Source organism: Pseudoalteromonas sp. PAB 2.2 (assembly GCF_001938575.1).
Classification (GTDB): domain Bacteria; phylum Pseudomonadota; class Gammaproteobacteria; order Enterobacterales; family Alteromonadaceae; genus Pseudoalteromonas; species Pseudoalteromonas lipolytica.
This window is the reverse complement of sequence record NZ_LYPI01000010.1, coordinates 253,211-273,226: the sequence shown is the minus strand read 5'-3', so window position 1 is coordinate 273,226 and position 20,016 is coordinate 253,211. Positions and strand designations below refer to the sequence as shown.

Below are 20,016 nucleotides of genomic sequence, written 5' to 3'. Positions count from 1 at the left end.
AAATGATATACAGAATAAAGTCGAGGATATAATATAGGAACGTGCCTGTGGCACCTAAGGAAAAAACAATAAAATATGAGGATATATTATGTCTAATGAAACCAGCAATCTATACCAAGCGCCCGAAGCTACCCTAACAGATGCAAACAGCAGTGGTAATAAACCAATCTTAAACTTTGACCGTTTCTCTGCCTGGGGCGTGTTCTTTTTAAGTGTTTTTACACTGGGCATTTACAGTGTTTATTGGCTAGTAAATCGCACAAATCTTGCAAATTCACTCGCTAAACATCAAGTTAGCCAAGGTTTAATTTACGGCTATGTTGGTTTATACGCGGTGAATATTATTTTATCGATTGCGGGAGTTAGCCCCGAACTTGGGGGGGTTGTGTCGCTTATTTCTTTTGTTGTCGCGATCATTCTTATCTTTTCACTGCGTACTTCTTTAACTGAGTTAATTAACGAAAGCAGTGATGAGCCTGTCAAACTAAATGGTATTTTAACCTTTTTCTTCAACGTGATTTACTTTCAATATAAAATCAACGAAGCAATAGACAAGCAAAAATAATCGTTACAAACGTAAAAAAGGCATTGAACTCAATGCCTTTTTTATTACCTGCTAGAGAGCACCTGAGTGCTTCACATTTAAATACGTATTCAACACATGTGGCAGTAGTTGCGTAGGCTTACAATCAATAGCGATGACACCTTGCTTTTTAAGCTTTGCCATATTGGCTTTGTGTGCATTAAGTAAAGCAAGTGCCGCACAATAACTAGTTGCATCTTCATACTTCTCGATTGGCTCATCGAGTACCTCAGCCACTGCACGGTTATTTATATTGATAAGCGCTACAAGGTGGTGCTTTTGCAGCATTTTTATGGCTGGGAGCAATTCATCAATACTCTGCTCATCTAACGTTGTCACCAAGAGCACTAAAGAGCGTTTAGTTCGCTTAGCAATAAGTTGATTAACCGCGACTAAATAGTCACTGCTGCTATTATCGGGGTATAAATCATAAAAATGATTCATCACCCGCGAGACATTCTGCGCCCCTTTAACATCTGGTAACCAACGCAAGGCTTGATTGAAACTTTGCATACTGAACCAGTCACCTTGTTTTAAAACGGTGTGAGCGAGCAATAAAAGTGCATTTAATGCATGATCAAAGTGAGTGCCTTCGTTTGCTTCAATCGCCATTTTTTTAGATGCATCAAGCATCACAATCACATGCTGATTCTGCTCTTCTTGGTATTCACGAGAAATTAATTTACGACGTTTACTGGTCGCTTGCCAGTCAATTTGCCTAACACTATCACCTTGCCGGTATTCCCTTAATTGATGAAACTCAATACCTTCACCCCGCTTTTTGGTTAACTTTAAGCCATTAATTGGCTTATTGGTTACGCCATTAAGGTGTTGCTTTGAGGTTACACGACTAAAATCAGGGTACACTTTTAACCGAGTCTCTTGCTTGACTAACCAGCTAGATTGCCACAGCCCAAAAGACGAGCCAACTCTGAGCTCAATAGCGGTTATGTCAGCATCACCGCGTTTATGAGCACGAATATTAAAGCTCAGCTGTGCTTGCTGCATCGCTGTTAAAAATACCGTCTGTTGCGGCTCAGCAAGCTCTATGGCCTGACTTAAATGCAGACTGGCATCGAGAAGCAGGGGCTGCTTAGCGGTGTTATTGATAGTAAGCTGAACTGGCTGCCAACGATACAATGCCATATTTTGGCTCGTCGACAATTCTGTTGATAACAGCGGCTGCGACTTTGACGCCATTAAGTCAATCCATGTAATCACGACAGGCACCAATAATAACGCCGTCATTATTACGCTTCCAAGCTCAGCTATAGCACAGACAAGCACCATCAGCACAACTGCACATAGCAGTAAAACAAGGCGTTTGGCAGGTCTAAGCTTAATTCGAATCATGAGCGAGGTGCTTCAACACTGGCTAATATGGCATTGATAACTTCGTCGTACGACACCCCTTCTAACTCTAAATCAGCCGATAAGATCAAACGGTGTCTTAAAATATTAGGGGCGACTGATTTTACATCATCTGGGATCACAAAATCGCGCCCATTCATCAATGCGATTACTTTTGCAGCCTTAATCAGGTTTATTGATGCTCGTAAACCTGCGCCGTGCAATACACCTTGCCAAGTTCGTGAATTACGAACAATATCGACAGCATAATTAAGAATTTTTTCGTCAACTAGCCTATCTGCACATAGCTGCTTAATTTCACTAATACGCGCGGCATCAAGTACTGCTGGCAGTTGCTCAACCGTTGATTCATTCGACACCACTTTGGTGTTAAGTTTTAACAACTCCACTTCCGCTTCATGCGAAGGAAAACCCAATTCAACTTTCATCATAAATCGGTCTAATTCCGCTTCAGGCAACGGGTAAGTCCCTTCTTGATCGAGCGGGTTTTGTGTTGCTAAAACCATAAAAGGAGAATCGATAGAAAGCGATTCACCATCAATCGTTATTTGTTGCTCCTGCATCACTTCAAGTAATGAAGACTGGGTTTTTGCGGGTGCACGGTTAATTTCGTCTGCCAATAAAATATTGGTAAAGGCGGGTCCTTTTTTAATATTGAATTCACCCGACTTCATATCATATAAGCTATGACCAACAACATCTGATGGCATTAAATCAGGCGTAAACTGTACGCGCGAAAAATCCACGTTTAAGCTTTTTGCCAATGCCCTAACCAGTAAAGTTTTGCCAAGCCCTGGCACACCTTCAAGCAGTACGTGACCACCTGCAAATAAAACGGTTAGCACATCTTCAACAATGGCATCTTGACCAACGAGGACACGTGAAATGTTTTGCTTTACTTGTTTTACAGCCTCCGCGGCATCTATCAAGCTCATGCGTTTATTTTCCAGTTCCGTGCTCATAATGCATTCCTTAATTGTTTAAATCGTTTGATATATTCTAATCGTTGCTCGCGTGACGTGGGTAATTCACTTACAAGCAGCTGAGTCACTTGTTGTTTGTCGAAGTGCGTTAAATTAGCAATAATTTGTGCCTGTTTATCATCACTTAACATTTTAAAATTAGGGACTCGCATCTCTACTTTGGCATTAAAGTCTTTACGAAGCGCTGTCCATAAATACGCTTCGTGTCCGTGTTGCATGTAGAAATTAGCCACTGCACGAATATGCGCATTAAAACTGGTTTTAATATCGAAGTCAGGGGCATAGGCTCGACCAATTCGACTACTGATATGCCACACTGTAAACACAACCAATAATAAAAGGCTCACAACAAACTGCCAGCTCCAGTGCCATATTTTTGCCAGCCAATTAGGGTATGTTAAATAAGGAACATATGTCACTTTATCAGCCCCTTTGCTAAGCCAAAGTAGGAGGCTGCCATGGTCAAGGTGGCGTAATCGATAGTTTGTAAATGGTGCCAATGACGGCATTACAATAACGCGGCCTTGCCCAAAAGCGAGGTCACACATAACAGTATCGCCCTGTTCTGTGTTTGTGCTGACACCTGGGCAATGTTCAATCGTAAATGCACGGCTTAGTTCAAGCGCTAACACGGTGTCTTCATTAATAGCCAAGGTGCTGTTTTTAGACCCTTCTTTAAGCATTGCAAAGTCATAGTCAAAGGCACTGTCTTTCGCTGAAACGGTGATCCCTAGTTGATTAAAAAACAATGTATTATCAAGTGCCAACTCATCGCGCTGTCGATTCAATACATACACCAATCGCCCACCTTCAGCCACCCATTCAGCGAGCTGCTGATCTAATTGATACGAATCGGCAAGCACCGCTTCATCGACAATTAAAATAGTGTGTGGGTCAATGCGTATTTGTTCGCTATCGGCATGTGCAGCAAGGTGTTTATCTTTAAGCCATTTAATGCCATTTGCGTTTAACAATCGCTGCGCCATGGTGAAATTATCTTTAGCCACATCAGAGTGAAAACCTATTTCGAATTCTTTTTTCTCCCACTCCAGCGACGCAACCCCCGCAACAATAATAAAACCAAGCAATACCAAAGCAGCAATCAGTACATATTTAAGCTTCATGAGTACTTTCCTCCTTGCTGGCTGTCATTGCTTTTATTTCCTCTGTAAGAGCAATAAAATCAAGATCGGGTGTTTGGTGCCCCCAAGCAACACTCACCCACGCTGTAAACAAGCGCGTAAAAATATCGTGTATATGCGTCGGTACTTTGGCATCTATCGCACGCTTACATTCACGCTCAGTCATTGAGCGATGTAATCTCACTTGATGTTGCTGCTGCGCCCAACTAAGCGAGTAATGTAACAAATAAGCCAGCGCTAAACGGTGTTGCCCTGCATTAAAACAACGCAATGCCGAGGCAATTAAATCTGTAGGTAAATCCTGTGCTTTAATTTCAGCAAACAAACTGGGGATCACGGGCTCTTCTTTATGTCTGGCACGTTCAGGCAGGCTTAAATTGGCAAAAAAACCGCGTTTTTTCATTAAGTAATAGACTAACCAAATGACTAATAACGCCACTAACACCCATCCCAATACACCAAAAACCTGCCCTATGGCTTCAAAAATATTAAATAACCATGATAAGTCACTCGATGAGGCTTTTTTGGGTTCAAAAATAGGCGTCCACGTTGTTTCTGTCTCTATCACATTAGGTTCATTATAAAGCGCTGTGACTTGCTCTTTTACCTGTTGTTTATCAATTTCATCGGCGTAACTGGCGGACGGTGCAATAGTAACACTGGATAAGAAAAGCAGTGCCAGTGAACACAATACACCACCTAGACGTGCGCGAATATTTTTAAAAGCGAGCTCAATATCCCACCCTTCAAGCTCAACTCGACGATGTAAATAAGCTAAAAAGCCCCCCGTGACAAATAAAGGCGCAACGAGTGCAATACTTACTATATATAAAGCATTAAAGGCAATTTCTAACCATTCAGGGGCCTCAAAAATCTGATACATCGCTTCTTCAGCAGTAAATGAATACGGCACTAATGCAATCGTTAATGCAGAAAACCCCATCAACAAAATAAATTCAAAGTGGACACAAAATAGCATCCAAAGTGTTTGTTTGGGTTTTGTTGAAGCGAACAACAGCTGTTTGCGCTTCGCTTTTCGTTCTTTAGACAGTTGCTCTAGTTGTTCAACTGGCGCCAAGAAAGCACGATTAGGACTGAACCTTAAGACACTTAAATGCACTAGCATCTCTGCCAACTTTAATTGCTTTAACGACTTTAAACTGTGGCTAATCGAGACCGGTTGATTAAAAACCGCCTTTGACATGTAATCGAGTATCGGGCGCTCGAATAAAGGTTTAAGCCACCATATTAAAAAGGCACTCCAGCTCCAATTAAGTAACACGCCCACAATTATAAATAGTGGTAAGGCCATGCATAAATACATAAAAAACAAAGAAAAAAAGTGCGATTTAACTAATAACACTGTTAAATCAAAGGTTTCGTAAGCATCACGTTTACGAGGGTTAAAAATCAGGCGATTAAGCTCCATAACGCATTCCCTTATAGAGACGATACAGCACATACGCCCAACACCCACTGCCCACTGTATATTTTATTTCATTCGCAATATCGCGCGGGGACCAAAACGCTTCTATGAAAGCAGCTATCACCAGCATTAAAAAGGCCCCTACAATTAAGGGCAAGGCTTTTTGTGCGGCTTGTTTTATGGCATAAGCACGCGTGAATTGACCAGGGTTAAGGAGTGCGTAGCCAATTCGGCACCCTGCTGCAGAGGCAATGATAATCGCTGTCAGTTCAAAAGAGCCATGGGTGATAACAAACGAGAAAAACGGTCCTTCAAACCCAACATTTACAATATGTGCGGCAATGGCACCGAAATAAAAACTGTTGAATAACAAGAAAAATGCAGCTCCTACACAAAACAACACTCCCCCTGCAAACATTTGAAATGCGATCCCTATATTGTTGTAGATATACACCCCAAACATTAATAAATCTTGTGATGCCCCCCGCTCAGCAGATTGCACACTTCCACTTGGGTCATACATTTTTTCTATGTTTAGCAACGTACCTTGCCCTAGAAAAGTATACGCTGCATCTGGGTCCAGTCTTACCCAAATAAAGGCAATTAAAGCTAAGCCCCAAAAAGCCAGCAAATTAACAGCTAACATCACACGGTTTTCATACAGAGCCCGAGGAAACGCTGTTCGTGCGACATGCCATAGCTCAGAAAACTGATTGCTACGAGACAAATACAAACGTTTTTGGCCTAACTGCACTAAACGATTTATTTGTTCAACGAGTATGGGGCTGTATTGACGGCTTTGAGCGATGGCTAAATCATTACAGATCTTGCGATACAGATTTGGAAAATGAATGGGCAACGACTCTGAACGTTCCATTTCACATAACGCTTTGAATTCATCCCAGCTTTGTGTGTTCGATTTTACAAATTGGGTTTGTTTCATTGCTGACTCTCCACGTGTGAGTGGTCATGATTATCGTGTAGTTGCCCAGCAAAATAACGGGCATAACTGGCTAATTGCTCCTCAATATCGGTTTCATTACTGGCTAAAGGCTCAGCAAGTATAGTGGCAATCTCCAGGTGTCTGGCAGCGGATAACTCATTGTGTCGTTCAGCAAAAGCAAGCACCGCTAATTGCTCTTCGGTCGTCAAGCTGACAGCAGGAATGCTCACATCACCTTTGGGCAGTAATGGGCGCTCTTGCAGCTCATCATCATAAATAACTAAGGTGCCTGCTGCCCAATCGCCGATCCGTTTGAATCGCGTATTAAACATCATCACGATGAGTCCTAAAAAATAACCAATAGGCAGCATATCAGCAGGACGTAATAAGTTGCGTACCACTATTTGCGAAAAGCTCGCTGGCAAACCGTTGTCTTGTACTACACGTATTTTGAGGCGTTTTTTACCGGGGGTCTGACCATTTTCCATTTCAAAAAGGATGTTGTATCCCCAAGATATAAGAAAGTAGGCAATAAGAACAAGGCCTTCGCCTGCGTCTCCAAAAAAAGAAAAGAGCGTTGCTATGGCAAGCAGGATCAAGCCACGAATAATAAGATCGATAATATAAGCGTAACTACGCGCCACAACACCTGCTGGTGTTATAGCAATATCAACACCTTCTGGGAGTTTAACGTACTCTCTGTTTTCCAATCCGTGGTTTAACATGCAATCTACTACTAGTCGTTATTATCGTCTTTGCTTATTAGGGCAGAACCTTAAAAAGCAATAAGTTAAGTAAACCATGATGCGCGTTTTCCTGTCTTTTTTCAATGCCTTTTAGCCTAAAAAAAGGAACATAGGCTGATGTTTAAAGTGAACTTAGCCCTAATTTTAACTTAACAAAAAAGCCGACATAAATGTCGGCTTTTACAGATGATCTGATAATTATTTTTCTGCTCGACCCATAAACTTATGTTCAGCAGTATTAATACGAATACGATCGCCCGTTGAAATGTGCTCTGGTACTTGAATCGTTAACCCAGTAGTTAAACGCGCAGGCTTCGAGCGTGCACTCGCAGAGGCACCTTTAATCGAAGGGTCAGTTTCTTCAACAACAAGTTCTACACTTGAAGGTAAATCGATACCAACAGGCGCGCCATCAATCACAATGACATGCACACCTTGTGTTTCTTCGTTAACGAATAAAATTTCTTCGCTAATTGCGTCTTTATTAAGGTTATAAGGCGTGTAATCTTCATTGTCCATGAACACATATTCTTCGCCATCAATATAAGAAAACATTGCTTCACGACGCGTCAAATCAGCAAGCTTTAACATGTCACTGTCTTTAAACGTCTCATCGACTTTACCGCCAGTAACAACATCGTATAAACGCATACGGTATAAGCTACCACCAGCTCGACCTTGCGGCACAGAACGCTGGATATCTTTTACTACTAAAACACGGCCATTGTATTCAATCGCTGCGCCTTTTTTTACTTCACTTGCCTTAGGCATGGGTGTATTCCTATCGTTTTTTGATGACAGAAATTTACCACGTAATGGCTTTTGTTCAATAAAAATTTGCAGTTTTCCATCACCCGCATTATTTATCCTAGTTTTCAGCAAATTATAAAAATAGATATCTCCAAACTTAAAAATTCTGCTATGTTTATAACTACGAAAAATGACTTCAAGGATTGGATCATGAATCAACACACAGTACACGAATATTTAATGAAAAAGCCATTGGTGATGATCACCCAACCATTTGGCCAAGATGTCGATGTTTATAAGGTTAACCATAAAATGTTTGCCACTCTCGTAGAGGGAAAAGAAGGCCAAATTGACGATGAAGGTAACCTTGTTTGGTGGTTAAATTTAAAATGCGATCCTGATGAAGCCCAAGCATTGCGAGATATTTTCCCATCCGTGGTCCCGGGTTATCACATGAATAAACGTTTATGGAATACCGTTATTTTAGATGGCACAGTACCACAAGGGGAGATTGAACGTATGATTGATAATTCGTTTAATCTAGTGGTCGCAAACATGCCTGAAAAAGACAGAAAAGCGATTGAGTTGCACCTTTAACCTCTTCGCTAGTTACATCAGCACTGATCACAGGGTGTGATCAGTGCGATTCAAATAAAAATGATGATCGGTATACAAAATACCCCCTATCATATAAGCATCAGGCTGTTTTTCAATTAACTGAAAACCACATTTCTCCAGCACTTTTTCTGAACCGACATTGCCCTCAGTGACCACGGCTTTAAATTCACAAACGCGGTGTTCGCGAATAGCATAATCAAGCACCGCTTTTAATGACTCAGTAGCATAACCACGGCCATGAAAGTTTGGCAGTAGCAAATAGCCTACTTCTTGGCTATTTGGCACAGTGGATGACGTAAACCCTGTCACCCCGACTTCTTTGCCCGTGCAGGTTTCGACTATCACCAAACACAACGGCGTATTGCCACCTGGTGACCAAGGCTTTAAGCGTTCATTAAACTTAGCGCGTACGTGTGCTTCAGAGGGTTTATCAAAGCACTTTTCAATCACATCAATATCGTTGTGTAATGCATAAAATAATGGCCAGTCATCGGCATTTAAAGGTCTTAAAGTTAATCGCGCAGTGGTGAGAGTCATGGTGATTAGTCGTTTGCTAAATAAAGTCTGTTATAGCAAATCACTCCCCTACTTTAAATACAACTTATAGCCAATACAGCAACAAAAAAGCCCTGTTCAATAGGAACAGGGCTTTTAGTATGAAGTCACTCGTTAACTACACAGCTTAACTTTTAGTTGTTTCAGCATTTGGCTCTTCTGAGGCTTGCTCATCTTCAACCACTTCTTTCGTTACTTCGACAGGGTCTAGGTGTGATTCCTGTTGTTCAACAACAAACTCTTCAGCACTTTGATAAAAACGCCCCTTATTCTCAGCCATTGCCTTTAATGTATCGCATGGCGTAAAAATAGGGTTATAGTTTGCAAATGTTGCCATTTCAGAGCTCACTTGCGCCGCCCCTAGCTTATCCATATAGCTAAATGGGCCGCCTAAGAACGGTGGGAAGCCGATACCAAAAATAGCCCCAATATCCCCGTCACGTGGGCTGGCAATAATGCCATCATCTAAACAACGTACCGCTTCATTTAGCATTTGTGCCACACAGCGTTTGGCTATTTCGCTTTTATTTAGACGTGGCGAAGGAGTCACACCCAATAACTCGTAAACTGACTCATCCACTTTTTTATCTTTTTTGTCGTAAAGATAAAAACCACGTCCCGTTTTACGACCTAAACGTTTAGAATCAATTAAACGATTAAAGGCATCAGGGGCTTTAAAACGCTCACCCAATTCTTTTTCTAAAATTGGCGCAATTTTAGAGCCAATATCAATGCCAACTTCATCAAGTAAAGCTAATGGACCCACAGGGAAACCAAACTCAACAAGCGCTTGGTCAATCTTCTCAATAGGTTCACCCGCAAGCAGTAAATTAGCCGCTTCGTTTACATACGGCGCTAAAATACGGTTTACGTAAAAACCCGCCATGTCTTTCACCACAATCGGCGTTTTACCTTGCTTACGAGCAAAATTAACAACGCGCGCAATGGTGTCTTCAGACGTGCCAGCGTGAGGAATTATTTCAACCAATGGCATTTTTTCTACAGGTGAGAAGTAGTGCAATCCAATTACATTCTCTGGGCGTGCAGCATTAGCGGCAATGTGTGCAATCGGTAATGACGATGTATTACTTGCAAAAATCGTGGTGTCTTGGCACTCACGCTCAACATCGGCCACCATACCTTGCTTAAGTGCCAAATCTTCAAACACAGCTTCAATAACAATATCAATGTGTTTAAAGCCGCTGTAATCTGTCGTGCCTGTAATACGGCTCATGGTTTGTTGCAGCTCGGCTTTTGATAAAATACGGCGCTTTTGCTTTTTGTCTAAAATCTTGTAGCTGTAGTTCATTGCATTACTAATGCCCTTTTCAGCCACATCTTTAATACGCACAGGCACACCCGCTTTAACAGCACTTACGTGGGCAATACCCGCGCCCATCAATCCGCCGCCAAGAACTGCGGCTTTACTAATGGCTGGTGCGTCATCATTACGCCACTCTTTTTTCATTTCAGTGGTTGCAAAGAAAATACCACGCAACGCTTTAGACTCGTCGCTCATAACAAGCGTTGCAAAGCCTTCTGCTTCTGTTTTGTATGCTTTTAATTGATCAAGTTCAACACTCGCACGCACGGCTTTAATAATTGCTAAAGGCGCAGGGTAATGACCGCCCGTTTTCTTAAGCACATTTTCTTGGGCTTTTTTGAAAATAATATTGCGGCCAAACGGGTTTGACTCTAACAATTGGCTCAAACGGTCTAATTTAGGCTTGCTTACTTTCGCTTTCCCTTTAAGGGCAAACTCTTTTGCAACTTCAAGTAATACACTGTGCGGAACACAATCATTTACCAAGCCTGTTTTTTTCGCTTGTTTTGCACGTACTTGTTTACCTGTTAGCATCCATTCGAGCGCTTTTTGCAGGCCAACTAATTTAGGTAAGCGCTGAGTACCCCCACCCCCAGGTAATAAGCCTAGTTGTACTTCGGGTAAACCCAGCTTCGTGATGTCGCTGTCTGAACAGACACGATAATCACACGCTAATGCAAACTCTAATCCCCCACCAAGCGCCGCACCATGAATGGCACTGACTGTTGGGAATGGTAGTTTTTTCATATCGAAAAACGCTTGCTGACACATCTCGCTCAGCGCTAATGCATCTTCACGACTGTTTGCACTATCAAGCATTTTAATGTCGGCACCGGCAATAAAGTTATCGCTTTTACCACTAATAAATACCATGCCTTTAACAGCTTGTTGTTGTGCGTCTTTTAATAGTGTTTTTAAATCTTCTGCGAAACTACTGCGCAGGGTGTTCATTTTTTCACCCGGCACATCAATTGTCACAACGCCAACACCGTCATCACCTACCGATAAACTAAATACTGAATCTGTCATTACGCACTCTCCAATACAAAGGCTGCACCTAAGCCACCCGCTGCACAGGCAGTCGTTAAAGCAAGGCCGCCACCGCGACGATTAAGTTCATGTAAACTTTGCGTGATCAGGCGCGCACCTGTTGCCGCAAATGGGTGACCGTAAGCAAGTGAGCCACCTAACACATTGAACTTGTCCATGTTAATTTCGCCGATCGCTTTGCTGCGACCCAGCTTTTCTTGGGCAAACTTATCTGATGCAAACATTTTCATATTTGCCAGTGTTTGCGCTGCAAATGCTTCGTGCATTTCAATTAAATCTAAATCAGCTAATGTGATGCCCGCACGGTCAAGCGCGATGGGTGTTGAATGGGCTGGGCCCATAAGCATGTCTTCGTGCACACCGATTGCCGAAAACGCAAAACTACGGACATAGCCTAAAATATTGTAACCCAGTGCTTTTGCTTTGCTTTCGCTCATCATAAGCACCGCAGCGGCCCCATCAGTTAATGGCGTTGAGTTTGCCGCCGTCACTGAACCGTGTTGACGGTCGAAGGCTGGTTTTAATTTAGCGTAACCTTCAATACTTGAGTTATGACGAATATTGTTATCTTGCTCGATGAAGCTCTTATACGGTGCAACGTGTGCCGTCATCACTTCGTCTTTTAATTTACCGTCGGCCCATGCTTGGCTCGCAAGCGTGTGTGAACGGTGCGCAAGTGCATCTTGGTCAGCACGGCTAATGTTATGCGTTTTAGCCATTTGCTCAGCTGTTTGACCCATAGATAAACCTGTAGAGTATTCCGCAACGGCTGGCGGTACCGGCATTAAGTCTTTTAAACGCAATTTAGAGAATATTTTTAAACGCTGCCCGAACGTACGCGCCTTGTTTAAATCAACTAAGCTGCCCGCTAATTTTTTGCTCACACCGATTGGTAATACAGACGATGAATCAGCACCGCCAGCAATACCAACCTGCACAGACCCCGCCATAATTGACTCGGCTACGTTGGCAATTGCTTGGAAACTTGTTGCACACGCACGTGATACCGAATACGCATCAACAGAGACAGGCATACCGGTGCCAAGCACTATTTCGCGGGCAATATTAGGGGCTTCTGGCATTTGCACTACTTGCCCAAATACCAATTGATCAATTTCAGATTTATCGAAGTTAAGGCGCTCAAGCATTTCGTTGACAACTAACTTGCCCATATCAAGGGCTGGTACATGATGGAATGCTGTGGCTTGTTTTGCGAATGGCGTTCGTAAGCCGCTAACGATAGCGATACGATCGCCCTTTGCTGTTTTAAGTATGTTTTGCTCAGACATTTATGCTCTCCCGCTGACAGGTCTGACCTGTTTGTTTTTCCTGATTCTAAAACAACCCGTGTATGAATGCCAATAGTAAGTTACCAACCATAGGCTTTTTTCGACCTATTTACAAAAAATAGCACCATTTATATGCTAGGCTAAAAATCCTTAAAAAATAACGAACTATTTTAGGATTTTCTGTCTAACACTTGTGTTATGACTTTTGAATCCTTATAACTTGTTGATAGCGCCCCAATCACAGTATCGCTTGCATAATTTATCGGCACTGAATAGTGTTTATTGGCGCTTCACAAAAATGAACTTTGACTCACGCTTTTAGGACAGTCTTTTTATTATGGCAGTTAACGCATTTTCACAATTAAAATCATACTTAGACACGCAAATTATCGGCCAACCTCAATTAACTCAAGCACTGTTAATCGCTATTTTAGCGGATGGTCATTTATTGGTTGAGGGCCCGCCTGGACTTGCTAAAACGCGTGCTGTTAACGCGCTAGCTAAAGGCGTTGAAGGCAGTTTCCAACGGGTTCAATTTACCCCTGACTTGTTGCCAGCAGATGTCACAGGCACCGATATCTATCGTCAGCAAACAAGCGAATTCGTCTTTGAAAAAGGGCCGTTATTCCATAACCTGATTTTGGCTGATGAAATTAACCGTGCTCCTGCAAAAGTGCAGTCTGCATTGCTCGAAGCGATGGCAGAACGCCAAGTAACCGTTGGCAAAAACACTTACCCGTTGTCAGACTTGTTTATGGTGATGGCAACGCAAAACCCATTAGAGCAAGAAGGGACTTACCCTCTGCCAGAAGCACAACTAGACCGCTTTTTATTACACTTAAGCATTGATTACCCGGGCGCTGAGCATGAGCTTGATATTTTGCGTCTGACGCGTGGCGAAGCAATTTCTGATAAACAAGCGAGTACAGAGCAAATTAGCCAAAGCGAATTATTTGCCGCCCGAAAAGCAATTTTAGGCTTATACCTTGCTGAACCGCTTGAAAAGTACTTAGTGCAATTAATTGTTGCAACCCGTGAAGCATCAGAACTTGATGAACAACTTGGCCGCTGGATTGAATACGGTGCCAGTCCGCGTGCCACAATCGCGCTTGATAAATGTGCCCGTGCACATGCATGGCTTGAAGGTCGCGACTTTGTTGCCCCCGATGATATCCAAGCGGTTCTTCACAATGTGTTACGTCATCGCATCATTTTAAGCTACGAAGCCCAAGCCGATGGTATTAGTAAGGATGACGTTATCAGTCGCATCCTAGAATTGGTTGCAGTGCCATAAACTATGTCGAGCCAATTTGATACAGCGGCGTGGTTAGCTGCAAGTCATAGTCAAGGCGTTAATTTATCACTCAAAGAGTTGATGTATTACAAAGCTAAGGCTCGCTTGCTTGAACTTGCGCCCAAAGTAAAAATCAAAAACAGCTTAGCTGGGCAATATCTTGCGCCTCATAAGGGGCGTGGGATGGAATTTGCCGAAGTGCGCCATTACCAAGCTGGTGATGATATACGCTCTATCGACTGGCGTGTAACAGCACGTACTGGCGAAACCCACACAAAGCTGTTTCAAGAAGAAAAAGAGCGTCCTGTTTTTGTCTTTACTGACTTTTCAAACTCGATGCTATTTGGCTCTCGGTTATTATTAAAGTCGGTGCAAGCTGCGCATATCAGTGCGCTGGTAGCATGGTCGGCCTGCCAACGAGGTGACCGCATAGGTGGTTTGGTGTTCAACCAACACAGCCATCATGAGCTAAAACCTACATCACGTGAAAAGGCAGTATTAAAGCTTTGCCATAATTTATGCGATATTCACAGCAACGCACTTAACAATATCGACAAAACAGCTTCCAGCTTATTCAGCGATAATCTCAAACGATTAAATCACTTAGCAAAGCCAGGAAGCCTTGTGTATATTGTCTCAGACTTTAATGCTCTTGATGAAGCAAGCTTTAAACAGCTTGAAATGCTCAGTAGACACTGCGAACTAATTGGTTGTCATATCAGTGACCCGTTTGAGCATCAGCTGCCAGCATTTAAGCAAACCGTCACCGTGTCTGCTAATGGCCAAGATTTAGCCCTACCATTAATGGACAAACAATTCCGTGAACGCTTCGCAAAATCAGCCGAGCACTCTTTTACTCAAAGACTAAAACGCTTACAGAAATCGGGGCTGAGTTTAATTTCATTCAGTGCAGCCACACCGCTTGAGCTGCAATTAGTGAGAAAGTAACAATGCAAACAAATCCGCTCGATGGCTTACATGATGTCATTGCACCCGCAGAGGTTGCGTGGTGGCCACTTGCGCCTATTTGGTGGCTAATAATCTCAATAGTCTGTGTGCTTTTGATTATTGGCTTGGTGCAGTTATATAAAAATAACCAATTTAAAAAAGCCAAAAAACAGGCTATTGAACTAAGTCGCACACTCGCAGATGACGACGTTCAAGCGCTGCATATCATTTTAAAACGCTTAACACGTCACTATTACACAGAACAATTAGCTGCTCAGCCTGTGGCACAATGGTCACAGAGTTTGTCACAGCTTAGCGGCGACACCTTTAGCTATGATGAATTAATGCAACTTTATCAACCAAACAATAACCATGCCGAGCTGGGTGTAAAATTACGCCATGCCATCAATAACTTTAAACTCAAGGAGTCTATTAATGTTTGAGTTTAGCTGGCCATGGTGCTTTATTTTATTACCTTTACCTTGGTTATTAAGCCGCTTAAAGCCGCTAAAGCAACAAGGTAACTTGCGTTTGCGTATCCCTGGATTTGCTAAGTTAGGCCTTAATAATCAAGCCGTACAAGACCACGGCCGCAAGGTATCGATTGTCGAGTGGATAATTTGGGCGCTATTGGTTATCGCTATTGCCAATCCAACATGGCTTGATGAACCAATTACCTTACCAAATGAAGGCCGCGATATCATGCTGGCAGTTGATTTATCAGGTTCGATGACAGAGCAAGATATGGCGTATCAAGGACAATATGTTGACCGGCTGACCATGGTAAAAGCGGTACTCAGTGACTTTATAGAGCAACGCCAAGGCGACCGCTTAGGACTGATCTTATTTGGTGATACCGCCTTTTTACAAACCCCACTAACCCGCGATGTAAAAACAGTAAGCCAAATGCTCAGCGAAGCGCAAATTGGGTTAGTTGGCCGTGCCACAGCGATTGGTGATGCTTTAGGGCTGTCGGTAAAACGGTTTGCCAATAAAGACGAAAGTAACCGTATTGTGGTGTTGTTAACAGATGGCCAAAACACTGCAGGCAACCTTGACCCTGATGACGCGCTGTTACTTGCCCGTGAAGAGGGAATAAAAGTGTACACCATAGGCGTAGGTTCCGATAACCCACGCGGTTTTAGCTTATTTAACATGGGCGGAATGAGTGGCGGTAATCTAGATGAGGGCTTACTAAAACGCATTGCAGAACAAACCGGTGGTCTTTACTTTAGAGCGAAGGATGTCGCAGGGCTTCAGCAAATCTATAAAGAGCTCGATAAACTGGAGCCTATCAGCAGTGATGAACAAACATTCCGCCCGCAAGTCTCCTTGTTTTATTTACCCTTACTTGCAGCGTTGGGCATTATTGCACTTGCCTTGCTTGTTAATTTTATTCGCCAATTTAAACGGGAGGTCTAAGCATGGATTTTGAGTTTATTCGCCCTACCCTACTTTGGTTATTGCTGCCTGCATTGATTATTTTTAGCGTGCTATTTGTACGAAATAAAAAGCATGCTCCAGCTGATTTAATTGCACCGCACCTTGCACAATTTGTTATGAGCGAAAGTCACAACAAACAAAAACAACCACTCTGGTTGGTGGCGCTATTTACCCTGCTTGCGATTGTTTTTTCGGCCGGCCCAAGCTTTGAGAAAAAACAGGTGCCCGTGTTTCAAGCAAAAAATGCACGCGTTATCGTCATGGATATGTCGTACTCAATGTTCAGTACCGACATAGCCCCCAGTCGATTAGTACAAGCGCGTTTTAAAGCACTTGATATGATTGAGCTATTTAAAGAGGGTGATACTGCACTTGTGGCCTATGCGGGGTCAGCATTTACTATTTCGCCTTTAACTAATGATGCCAGCACGTTAGCGAATCTGATTCCAAGTTTGAGTCCAGATATTATGCCAAGCAAAGGGTCAAACGTGATTGATGGCCTTGAAAAAGCCGATGATTTACTAAAGCAAGCCGGGTATTTAGACGGTGACATTATTTTGGTAACCGATGGTATTGATCAACTCGATCACGATGACATTAGTCGCTTTACTGCTCAATCGAGCTACCGCTTAAATGTCTACGGCGTTGGCACTGAACAAGGCGCCCCCATTAAGTTACCTGAAGGCGGCTTTTTGAAAGACTCACAGGGGCAAATCGTCATTCCCACTCTTAATATCAGCCGCTTAACAGCAATTGCTCGTAACAGTGGAGGCAAATTTGCGTTATATCAAACCAGTAACCAAGACATAAAAGCCTTCGCCCCCAGCGCCAACGCAGAGCGTCTCAAAGACGAAAAACAAAGCCAAACGTTATGGCGTATCGATGCAGGTATTTATGGCTTACTGATTTTAATGCCACTGGCACTCTTTTTAATCCGGGGCAGCAGCCTAGTGCTTGGTTTTATGTTTATTATGCTACTACCACAACAGCAAATACACGCCGCAGAGTTACCAGCAGTGTTTAAAAACCAAGATCAACGCGCTTTGGATGCTTATCAGCAAAAGCAGTTTGATCAGGCCGTTAATACAGATAACACCCAGCTAAAAGGAGCCGCACTTTATCAGCAAGGTAATTACCAAGCTGCGGTTGATGCTTTTAGCCAAGATAAGTCTGCAACAGGCCTTTATAACTACGGTAATGCTCTGGCTAAAGCTGGGCAGCTAGAACAAGCCATTGATGCCTATAAGCAAGCCCAACAGTTACAAGATGATTTTACTGAGGCACAAGAAAATCAAGCACTTGTTGAGCAGTTATTAAATCAACAACAGCAACAACAAGATCAACAGCAAAATTCTGACCAACAAAACAAGGATGGTCAGCAAGACGACCAGAAAAAGCAACAAGGCGATAATTCGCAGCAAGGTGAAAACAGCGAACAGAGCGAGCAACAAGAAGGTGAACAACCCTCTGAGCAAGATAAACAATCGGATCAGAAAGGTGAGCAAAGCGAGTCAAATAGCGAGCAAAAAAATAAACCTGAAATGCAATCTGAATCAGCGCAACCATCCGACTCTGGTGAACAAAAGCCTGAGCAAACACCCGAGCAAAAAGACGCGCAGCCAGAGCCGATGCAAAGTGATGAACAAGCTAAAAAAGAAGCTGAACAACAAGCTATGCAGGCACAAGCGGCTGAACTAACAAATGAAGAAAAAGAGAAAGCCCAGCAACTGAATCAGTTGCTGCGTAAAGTTCCCGATGATCCCGCTATCTTATTAAGAAATAAAATGCAGTTAGAAGCACAAAAACGAAACTATCAACGTCGTCCACGAGGAGCCGAAAAATCATGGTAATGCGATTATTATGTTGTTTATTGCTAATCGCGGCAGCGCCGCTTTGGGCCGCCACCCAACTACAGGCCAGTGTTGATAAAAACCCCGTCCTTGCGGGCGAATTTTTTATCCTCACTATTTCTGCAGACGACACGATTAACAGTGAACAACCCGACACGTCTGTATTATTAAAAGACTTTGTCGTTGGGCCAACCAGTGTGAGCTCACGCACAAACATTATTAACGGCGAAATTAGTAAACAAACTAATTGGTCTGTAAAACTCATGACGCGTAAGGAAGGCACCTACACTATTCCTGCTTTTACGGTGGCAGGTGTAAGTTCAAAACCAATTCAACTTAGCGTTTCTAAACGCAGCCAATCGTCAGAGCAAAATAAAGATGCGTTTATAAAAACCAGTCTCAAGCCAAACAACTTATATGTACAAGAAGCGGGTGTTTACACGGTTAAACTGTACTTAGACAATAACAAAGAACTGCTCGATGGTAACCTAACGACACCAGTCATGGCAGATGCTGAACTAACCCCTATTAACAAACAATCAGAAAGCTATGAACTGATTGACGGTAAACGGTATTTAGTGATCACCCGTGAATACTTAGTGCAACCACAAAAAAGTGGCATTCACACCATAACAGCCCCTGTGTTTAATGGCCGTATTCGTCAAAACTATCGCCAAATGGAAATCTCTGCGATGGGCGAAGATATTGACGCAGAAATCAAACCGATTCCTGATAACTATTCTGGTGCTTGGTTGCCAAGTGAGCTGGTTAACCTTGATGAGCAATGGCAACCAAAAGATGACACTGTAGAAGTTGGCACCCCGATTACGCGGACCATTACTTTAACGGCACTGGGCGTGACTAAAGAGCAACTTCCTGATATCGATATGCCGCAAGTGCAAGGTTTTAGAAGCTACCCTGACGAAAAAGAGAACAATCACCTTGTTCGCGATGGCCGCGTCATTTCTCAGCAAACAGCCTCTTATGCTTTATTACCGCAAACCCCGGGAACGTATACACTGCCCGAAATCAAGCTACCTTGGTTCAACACTAAAATTAATCGTATAAGCTATGCAACAATCCCAGCACGCTCGATTACCGTCGTACCAAGCACTAACCCGCTCACGCCACCTCAAGCAGCTGTTACAGCGCCTACAGAGCAAGCAGCCACGCCTAGCTTAAATAACAGCACACCTGCTGTCGTTACTCAGTTAAGTACGCCAACTTGGCTGATAATTATTGCCGTTGCCGGTTACATACTGTGGTTAGTGACGCTGGTGCTGTATTTTAAAAAACGCCCTCAATCAACAGGAGAGTCAACGCACACTTCAGCGACGACTTCATCCTTATTACCCGAGCTTAAAAAGTTAGCTAAGCAAGGTAAATACACTGCGTTTTATAGTGCATTAAGTCGCTATGCAAAACACCAGACAGGAAAAACAACGGGGGCTTTAGACTCACTGCTAGCCACACTAAACGATGAATCATTAAACACTGAAATTGCCAAATTACGTGCAAAACTCTATAGTTCATCGCATGAAAAACCTGATTTAGTGCTGATTGTTAATCAGCTTAACCAGGCTGAAAAACACCCTAAATCGGCGGCGCAAAATCAGACATTGAAAAATCTTTACGATTAAAATCAATTAATAGTAATAAAATAATGAAAAATAACAGCTAATCTTGAGGTTAGCTGTTATT

General features: G+C 42.8%; 18 protein-coding genes. 8 read left to right on the top strand and 10 right to left on the bottom strand.

Annotation, left to right across the window (positions count from 1 at the left end):
- Positions 1-88 precede the first annotated feature (88 nt).
- Entirely contained in the window at positions 89-565 is a 477-nt protein-coding gene (locus tag BWD47_RS09700; RefSeq protein ID WP_074988653.1) for a DUF4234 domain-containing protein, read from the top strand.
- Positions 566-616: 51 nt separating this feature from the next.
- Here the strand turns inward: BWD47_RS09700 and BWD47_RS09695 are convergent, their stop codons facing one another.
- The 7 genes from BWD47_RS09695 to yeiP all read right to left on the bottom strand — a co-directional run bounded on the left by BWD47_RS09695 (position 617) and on the right by yeiP (position 7,965).
- Positions 617-1,936, bottom strand: coding sequence for a DUF58 domain-containing protein (locus tag BWD47_RS09695; RefSeq protein ID WP_074988654.1), 1,320 nt, complete (start codon positions 1,934-1,936; stop codon positions 617-619).
- Positions 1,933-2,916 (bottom strand): MoxR family ATPase, encoded by a 984-nt coding sequence (locus BWD47_RS09690; protein ID WP_036969962.1) that lies wholly within the window; start codon positions 2,914-2,916, stop codon positions 1,933-1,935. Before BWD47_RS09690 ends, BWD47_RS09695 begins: the two co-directional genes overlap by 4 nt.
- On the bottom strand, positions 2,913-4,061 hold the full coding sequence (locus tag BWD47_RS09685) for a DUF4350 domain-containing protein (RefSeq protein WP_074988655.1): 1,149 nt from the start codon (positions 4,059-4,061) through the stop codon (positions 2,913-2,915). Before BWD47_RS09685 ends, BWD47_RS09690 begins: the two co-directional genes overlap by 4 nt.
- Positions 4,051-5,508, bottom strand: a complete 1,458-nt coding sequence (locus BWD47_RS09680; protein WP_074988656.1) for a hypothetical protein — start codon at positions 5,506-5,508, stop codon at positions 4,051-4,053. Before BWD47_RS09680 ends, BWD47_RS09685 begins: the two co-directional genes overlap by 11 nt.
- Positions 5,498-6,448 (bottom strand): stage II sporulation protein M, encoded by a 951-nt coding sequence (locus BWD47_RS09675; RefSeq protein ID WP_074988657.1) that lies wholly within the window; start codon positions 6,446-6,448, stop codon positions 5,498-5,500. Before BWD47_RS09675 ends, BWD47_RS09680 begins: the two co-directional genes overlap by 11 nt.
- A complete protein-coding gene (locus tag BWD47_RS09670) occupies positions 6,445-7,173 on the bottom strand; it encodes an RDD family protein (RefSeq protein ID WP_074988658.1) in 729 nt (242 codons plus the stop codon). The genes BWD47_RS09675 and BWD47_RS09670 overlap by 4 nt, the downstream gene beginning before the upstream one ends.
- A gap of 219 nt (positions 7,174-7,392) precedes the next feature.
- Complete coding sequence (yeiP, locus tag BWD47_RS09665) at positions 7,393-7,965, bottom strand: elongation factor P-like protein YeiP (protein ID WP_036969970.1); 573 nt, start codon at positions 7,963-7,965, stop codon at positions 7,393-7,395.
- A 189-nt stretch (positions 7,966-8,154) separates the two neighbouring features.
- On the opposite strand from yeiP, the gene BWD47_RS09660 reads away from it, so the two are divergent.
- A complete protein-coding gene (locus BWD47_RS09660) occupies positions 8,155-8,541 on the top strand; it encodes an MmcQ/YjbR family DNA-binding protein (RefSeq protein WP_036969971.1) in 387 nt (128 codons plus the stop codon).
- Positions 8,542-8,568: 27 nt separating this feature from the next.
- On the opposite strand, the gene BWD47_RS09655 is transcribed toward BWD47_RS09660, so the two are convergent.
- The 3 genes from BWD47_RS09655 to fadI form a co-directional block, all read right to left on the bottom strand.
- Complete coding sequence (locus tag BWD47_RS09655; RefSeq protein ID WP_036969973.1) at positions 8,569-9,099, bottom strand: GNAT family N-acetyltransferase; 531 nt, start codon at positions 9,097-9,099, stop codon at positions 8,569-8,571.
- Between the two features lie 145 nt (positions 9,100-9,244).
- Positions 9,245-11,470 carry a fatty acid oxidation complex subunit alpha FadJ gene (gene fadJ / locus BWD47_RS09650; RefSeq protein ID WP_074988659.1) on the bottom strand — a complete coding sequence of 742 codons (2,226 nt, stop codon included), beginning with the start codon at positions 11,468-11,470 and terminating at the stop codon, positions 9,245-9,247.
- Complete coding sequence (gene fadI / locus BWD47_RS09645; protein WP_036969977.1) at positions 11,470-12,780, bottom strand: acetyl-CoA C-acyltransferase FadI; 1,311 nt, start codon at positions 12,778-12,780, stop codon at positions 11,470-11,472. Before fadI ends, fadJ begins: the two co-directional genes overlap by 1 nt.
- A gap of 337 nt (positions 12,781-13,117) precedes the next feature.
- Between fadI and BWD47_RS09640 the strand changes: the two genes are divergently transcribed.
- From BWD47_RS09640 to BWD47_RS09615, 6 genes are read left to right on the top strand one after another with little or no spacing between them, the layout of a single operon-like run.
- Entirely contained in the window at positions 13,118-14,074 is a 957-nt protein-coding gene (locus BWD47_RS09640; RefSeq protein ID WP_036969980.1) for a MoxR family ATPase, read from the top strand.
- A gap of 3 nt (positions 14,075-14,077) precedes the next feature.
- The gene (locus tag BWD47_RS09635; protein WP_036969983.1) at positions 14,078-15,022 is read left to right on the top strand and encodes a DUF58 domain-containing protein; all 945 of its coding nucleotides are present in this window, start codon (positions 14,078-14,080) and stop codon (positions 15,020-15,022) included.
- A 2-nt stretch (positions 15,023-15,024) separates the two neighbouring features.
- Positions 15,025-15,465, top strand: a complete 441-nt coding sequence (locus BWD47_RS09630; protein ID WP_036969985.1) for a DUF4381 domain-containing protein — start codon at positions 15,025-15,027, stop codon at positions 15,463-15,465.
- The gene (locus tag BWD47_RS09625) at positions 15,458-16,444 is read left to right on the top strand and encodes a VWA domain-containing protein (protein ID WP_036969987.1); all 987 of its coding nucleotides are present in this window, start codon (positions 15,458-15,460) and stop codon (positions 16,442-16,444) included. The genes BWD47_RS09630 and BWD47_RS09625 overlap by 8 nt, the downstream gene beginning before the upstream one ends.
- A gap of 2 nt (positions 16,445-16,446) precedes the next feature.
- Positions 16,447-18,315 carry a VWA domain-containing protein gene (locus tag BWD47_RS09620; RefSeq protein WP_075593880.1) on the top strand — a complete coding sequence of 623 codons (1,869 nt, stop codon included), beginning with the start codon at positions 16,447-16,449 and terminating at the stop codon, positions 18,313-18,315.
- Entirely contained in the window at positions 18,309-19,955 is a 1,647-nt protein-coding gene (locus BWD47_RS09615) for a BatD family protein (protein ID WP_075593879.1), read from the top strand. The genes BWD47_RS09620 and BWD47_RS09615 overlap by 7 nt, the downstream gene beginning before the upstream one ends.
- Positions 19,956-20,016 lie beyond the last annotated feature (61 nt).

Bases quoted from the DNA above. Each gene is read 5' to 3' on its own strand.
- BWD47_RS09700 (WP_074988653.1), top strand. From the start codon at position 89: ATGTCTAATGAAACCAGCAATCTATACCAAGCGCCCGAAGCTACCCTA.
- BWD47_RS09695 (WP_074988654.1), bottom strand. From the start codon at position 1,936: ATGATTCGAATTAAGCTTAGACCTGCCAAACGCCTTGTTTTACTGCTA.
- BWD47_RS09690 (WP_036969962.1), bottom strand. From the start codon at position 2,916: ATGAGCACGGAACTGGAAAATAAACGCATGAGCTTGATAGATGCCGCG.
- BWD47_RS09685 (WP_074988655.1), bottom strand. From the start codon at position 4,061: ATGAAGCTTAAATATGTACTGATTGCTGCTTTGGTATTGCTTGGTTTT.
- BWD47_RS09680 (WP_074988656.1), bottom strand. From the start codon at position 5,508: ATGGAGCTTAATCGCCTGATTTTTAACCCTCGTAAACGTGATGCTTAC.
- BWD47_RS09675 (WP_074988657.1), bottom strand. From the start codon at position 6,448: ATGAAACAAACCCAATTTGTAAAATCGAACACACAAAGCTGGGATGAA.
- BWD47_RS09670 (WP_074988658.1), bottom strand. From the start codon at position 7,173: ATGTTAAACCACGGATTGGAAAACAGAGAGTACGTTAAACTCCCAGAA.
- yeiP (WP_036969970.1), bottom strand. From the start codon at position 7,965: ATGCCTAAGGCAAGTGAAGTAAAAAAAGGCGCAGCGATTGAATACAAT.
- BWD47_RS09660 (WP_036969971.1), top strand. From the start codon at position 8,155: ATGAATCAACACACAGTACACGAATATTTAATGAAAAAGCCATTGGTG.
- BWD47_RS09655 (WP_036969973.1), bottom strand. From the start codon at position 9,099: ATGACTCTCACCACTGCGCGATTAACTTTAAGACCTTTAAATGCCGAT.
- fadJ (WP_074988659.1), bottom strand. From the start codon at position 11,470: ATGACAGATTCAGTATTTAGTTTATCGGTAGGTGATGACGGTGTTGGC.
- fadI (WP_036969977.1), bottom strand. From the start codon at position 12,780: ATGTCTGAGCAAAACATACTTAAAACAGCAAAGGGCGATCGTATCGCT.
- BWD47_RS09640 (WP_036969980.1), top strand. From the start codon at position 13,118: ATGGCAGTTAACGCATTTTCACAATTAAAATCATACTTAGACACGCAA.
- BWD47_RS09635 (WP_036969983.1), top strand. From the start codon at position 14,078: ATGTCGAGCCAATTTGATACAGCGGCGTGGTTAGCTGCAAGTCATAGT.
- BWD47_RS09630 (WP_036969985.1), top strand. From the start codon at position 15,025: ATGCAAACAAATCCGCTCGATGGCTTACATGATGTCATTGCACCCGCA.
- BWD47_RS09625 (WP_036969987.1), top strand. From the start codon at position 15,458: ATGTTTGAGTTTAGCTGGCCATGGTGCTTTATTTTATTACCTTTACCT.
- BWD47_RS09620 (WP_075593880.1), top strand. From the start codon at position 16,447: ATGGATTTTGAGTTTATTCGCCCTACCCTACTTTGGTTATTGCTGCCT.
- BWD47_RS09615 (WP_075593879.1), top strand. From the start codon at position 18,309: ATGGTAATGCGATTATTATGTTGTTTATTGCTAATCGCGGCAGCGCCG.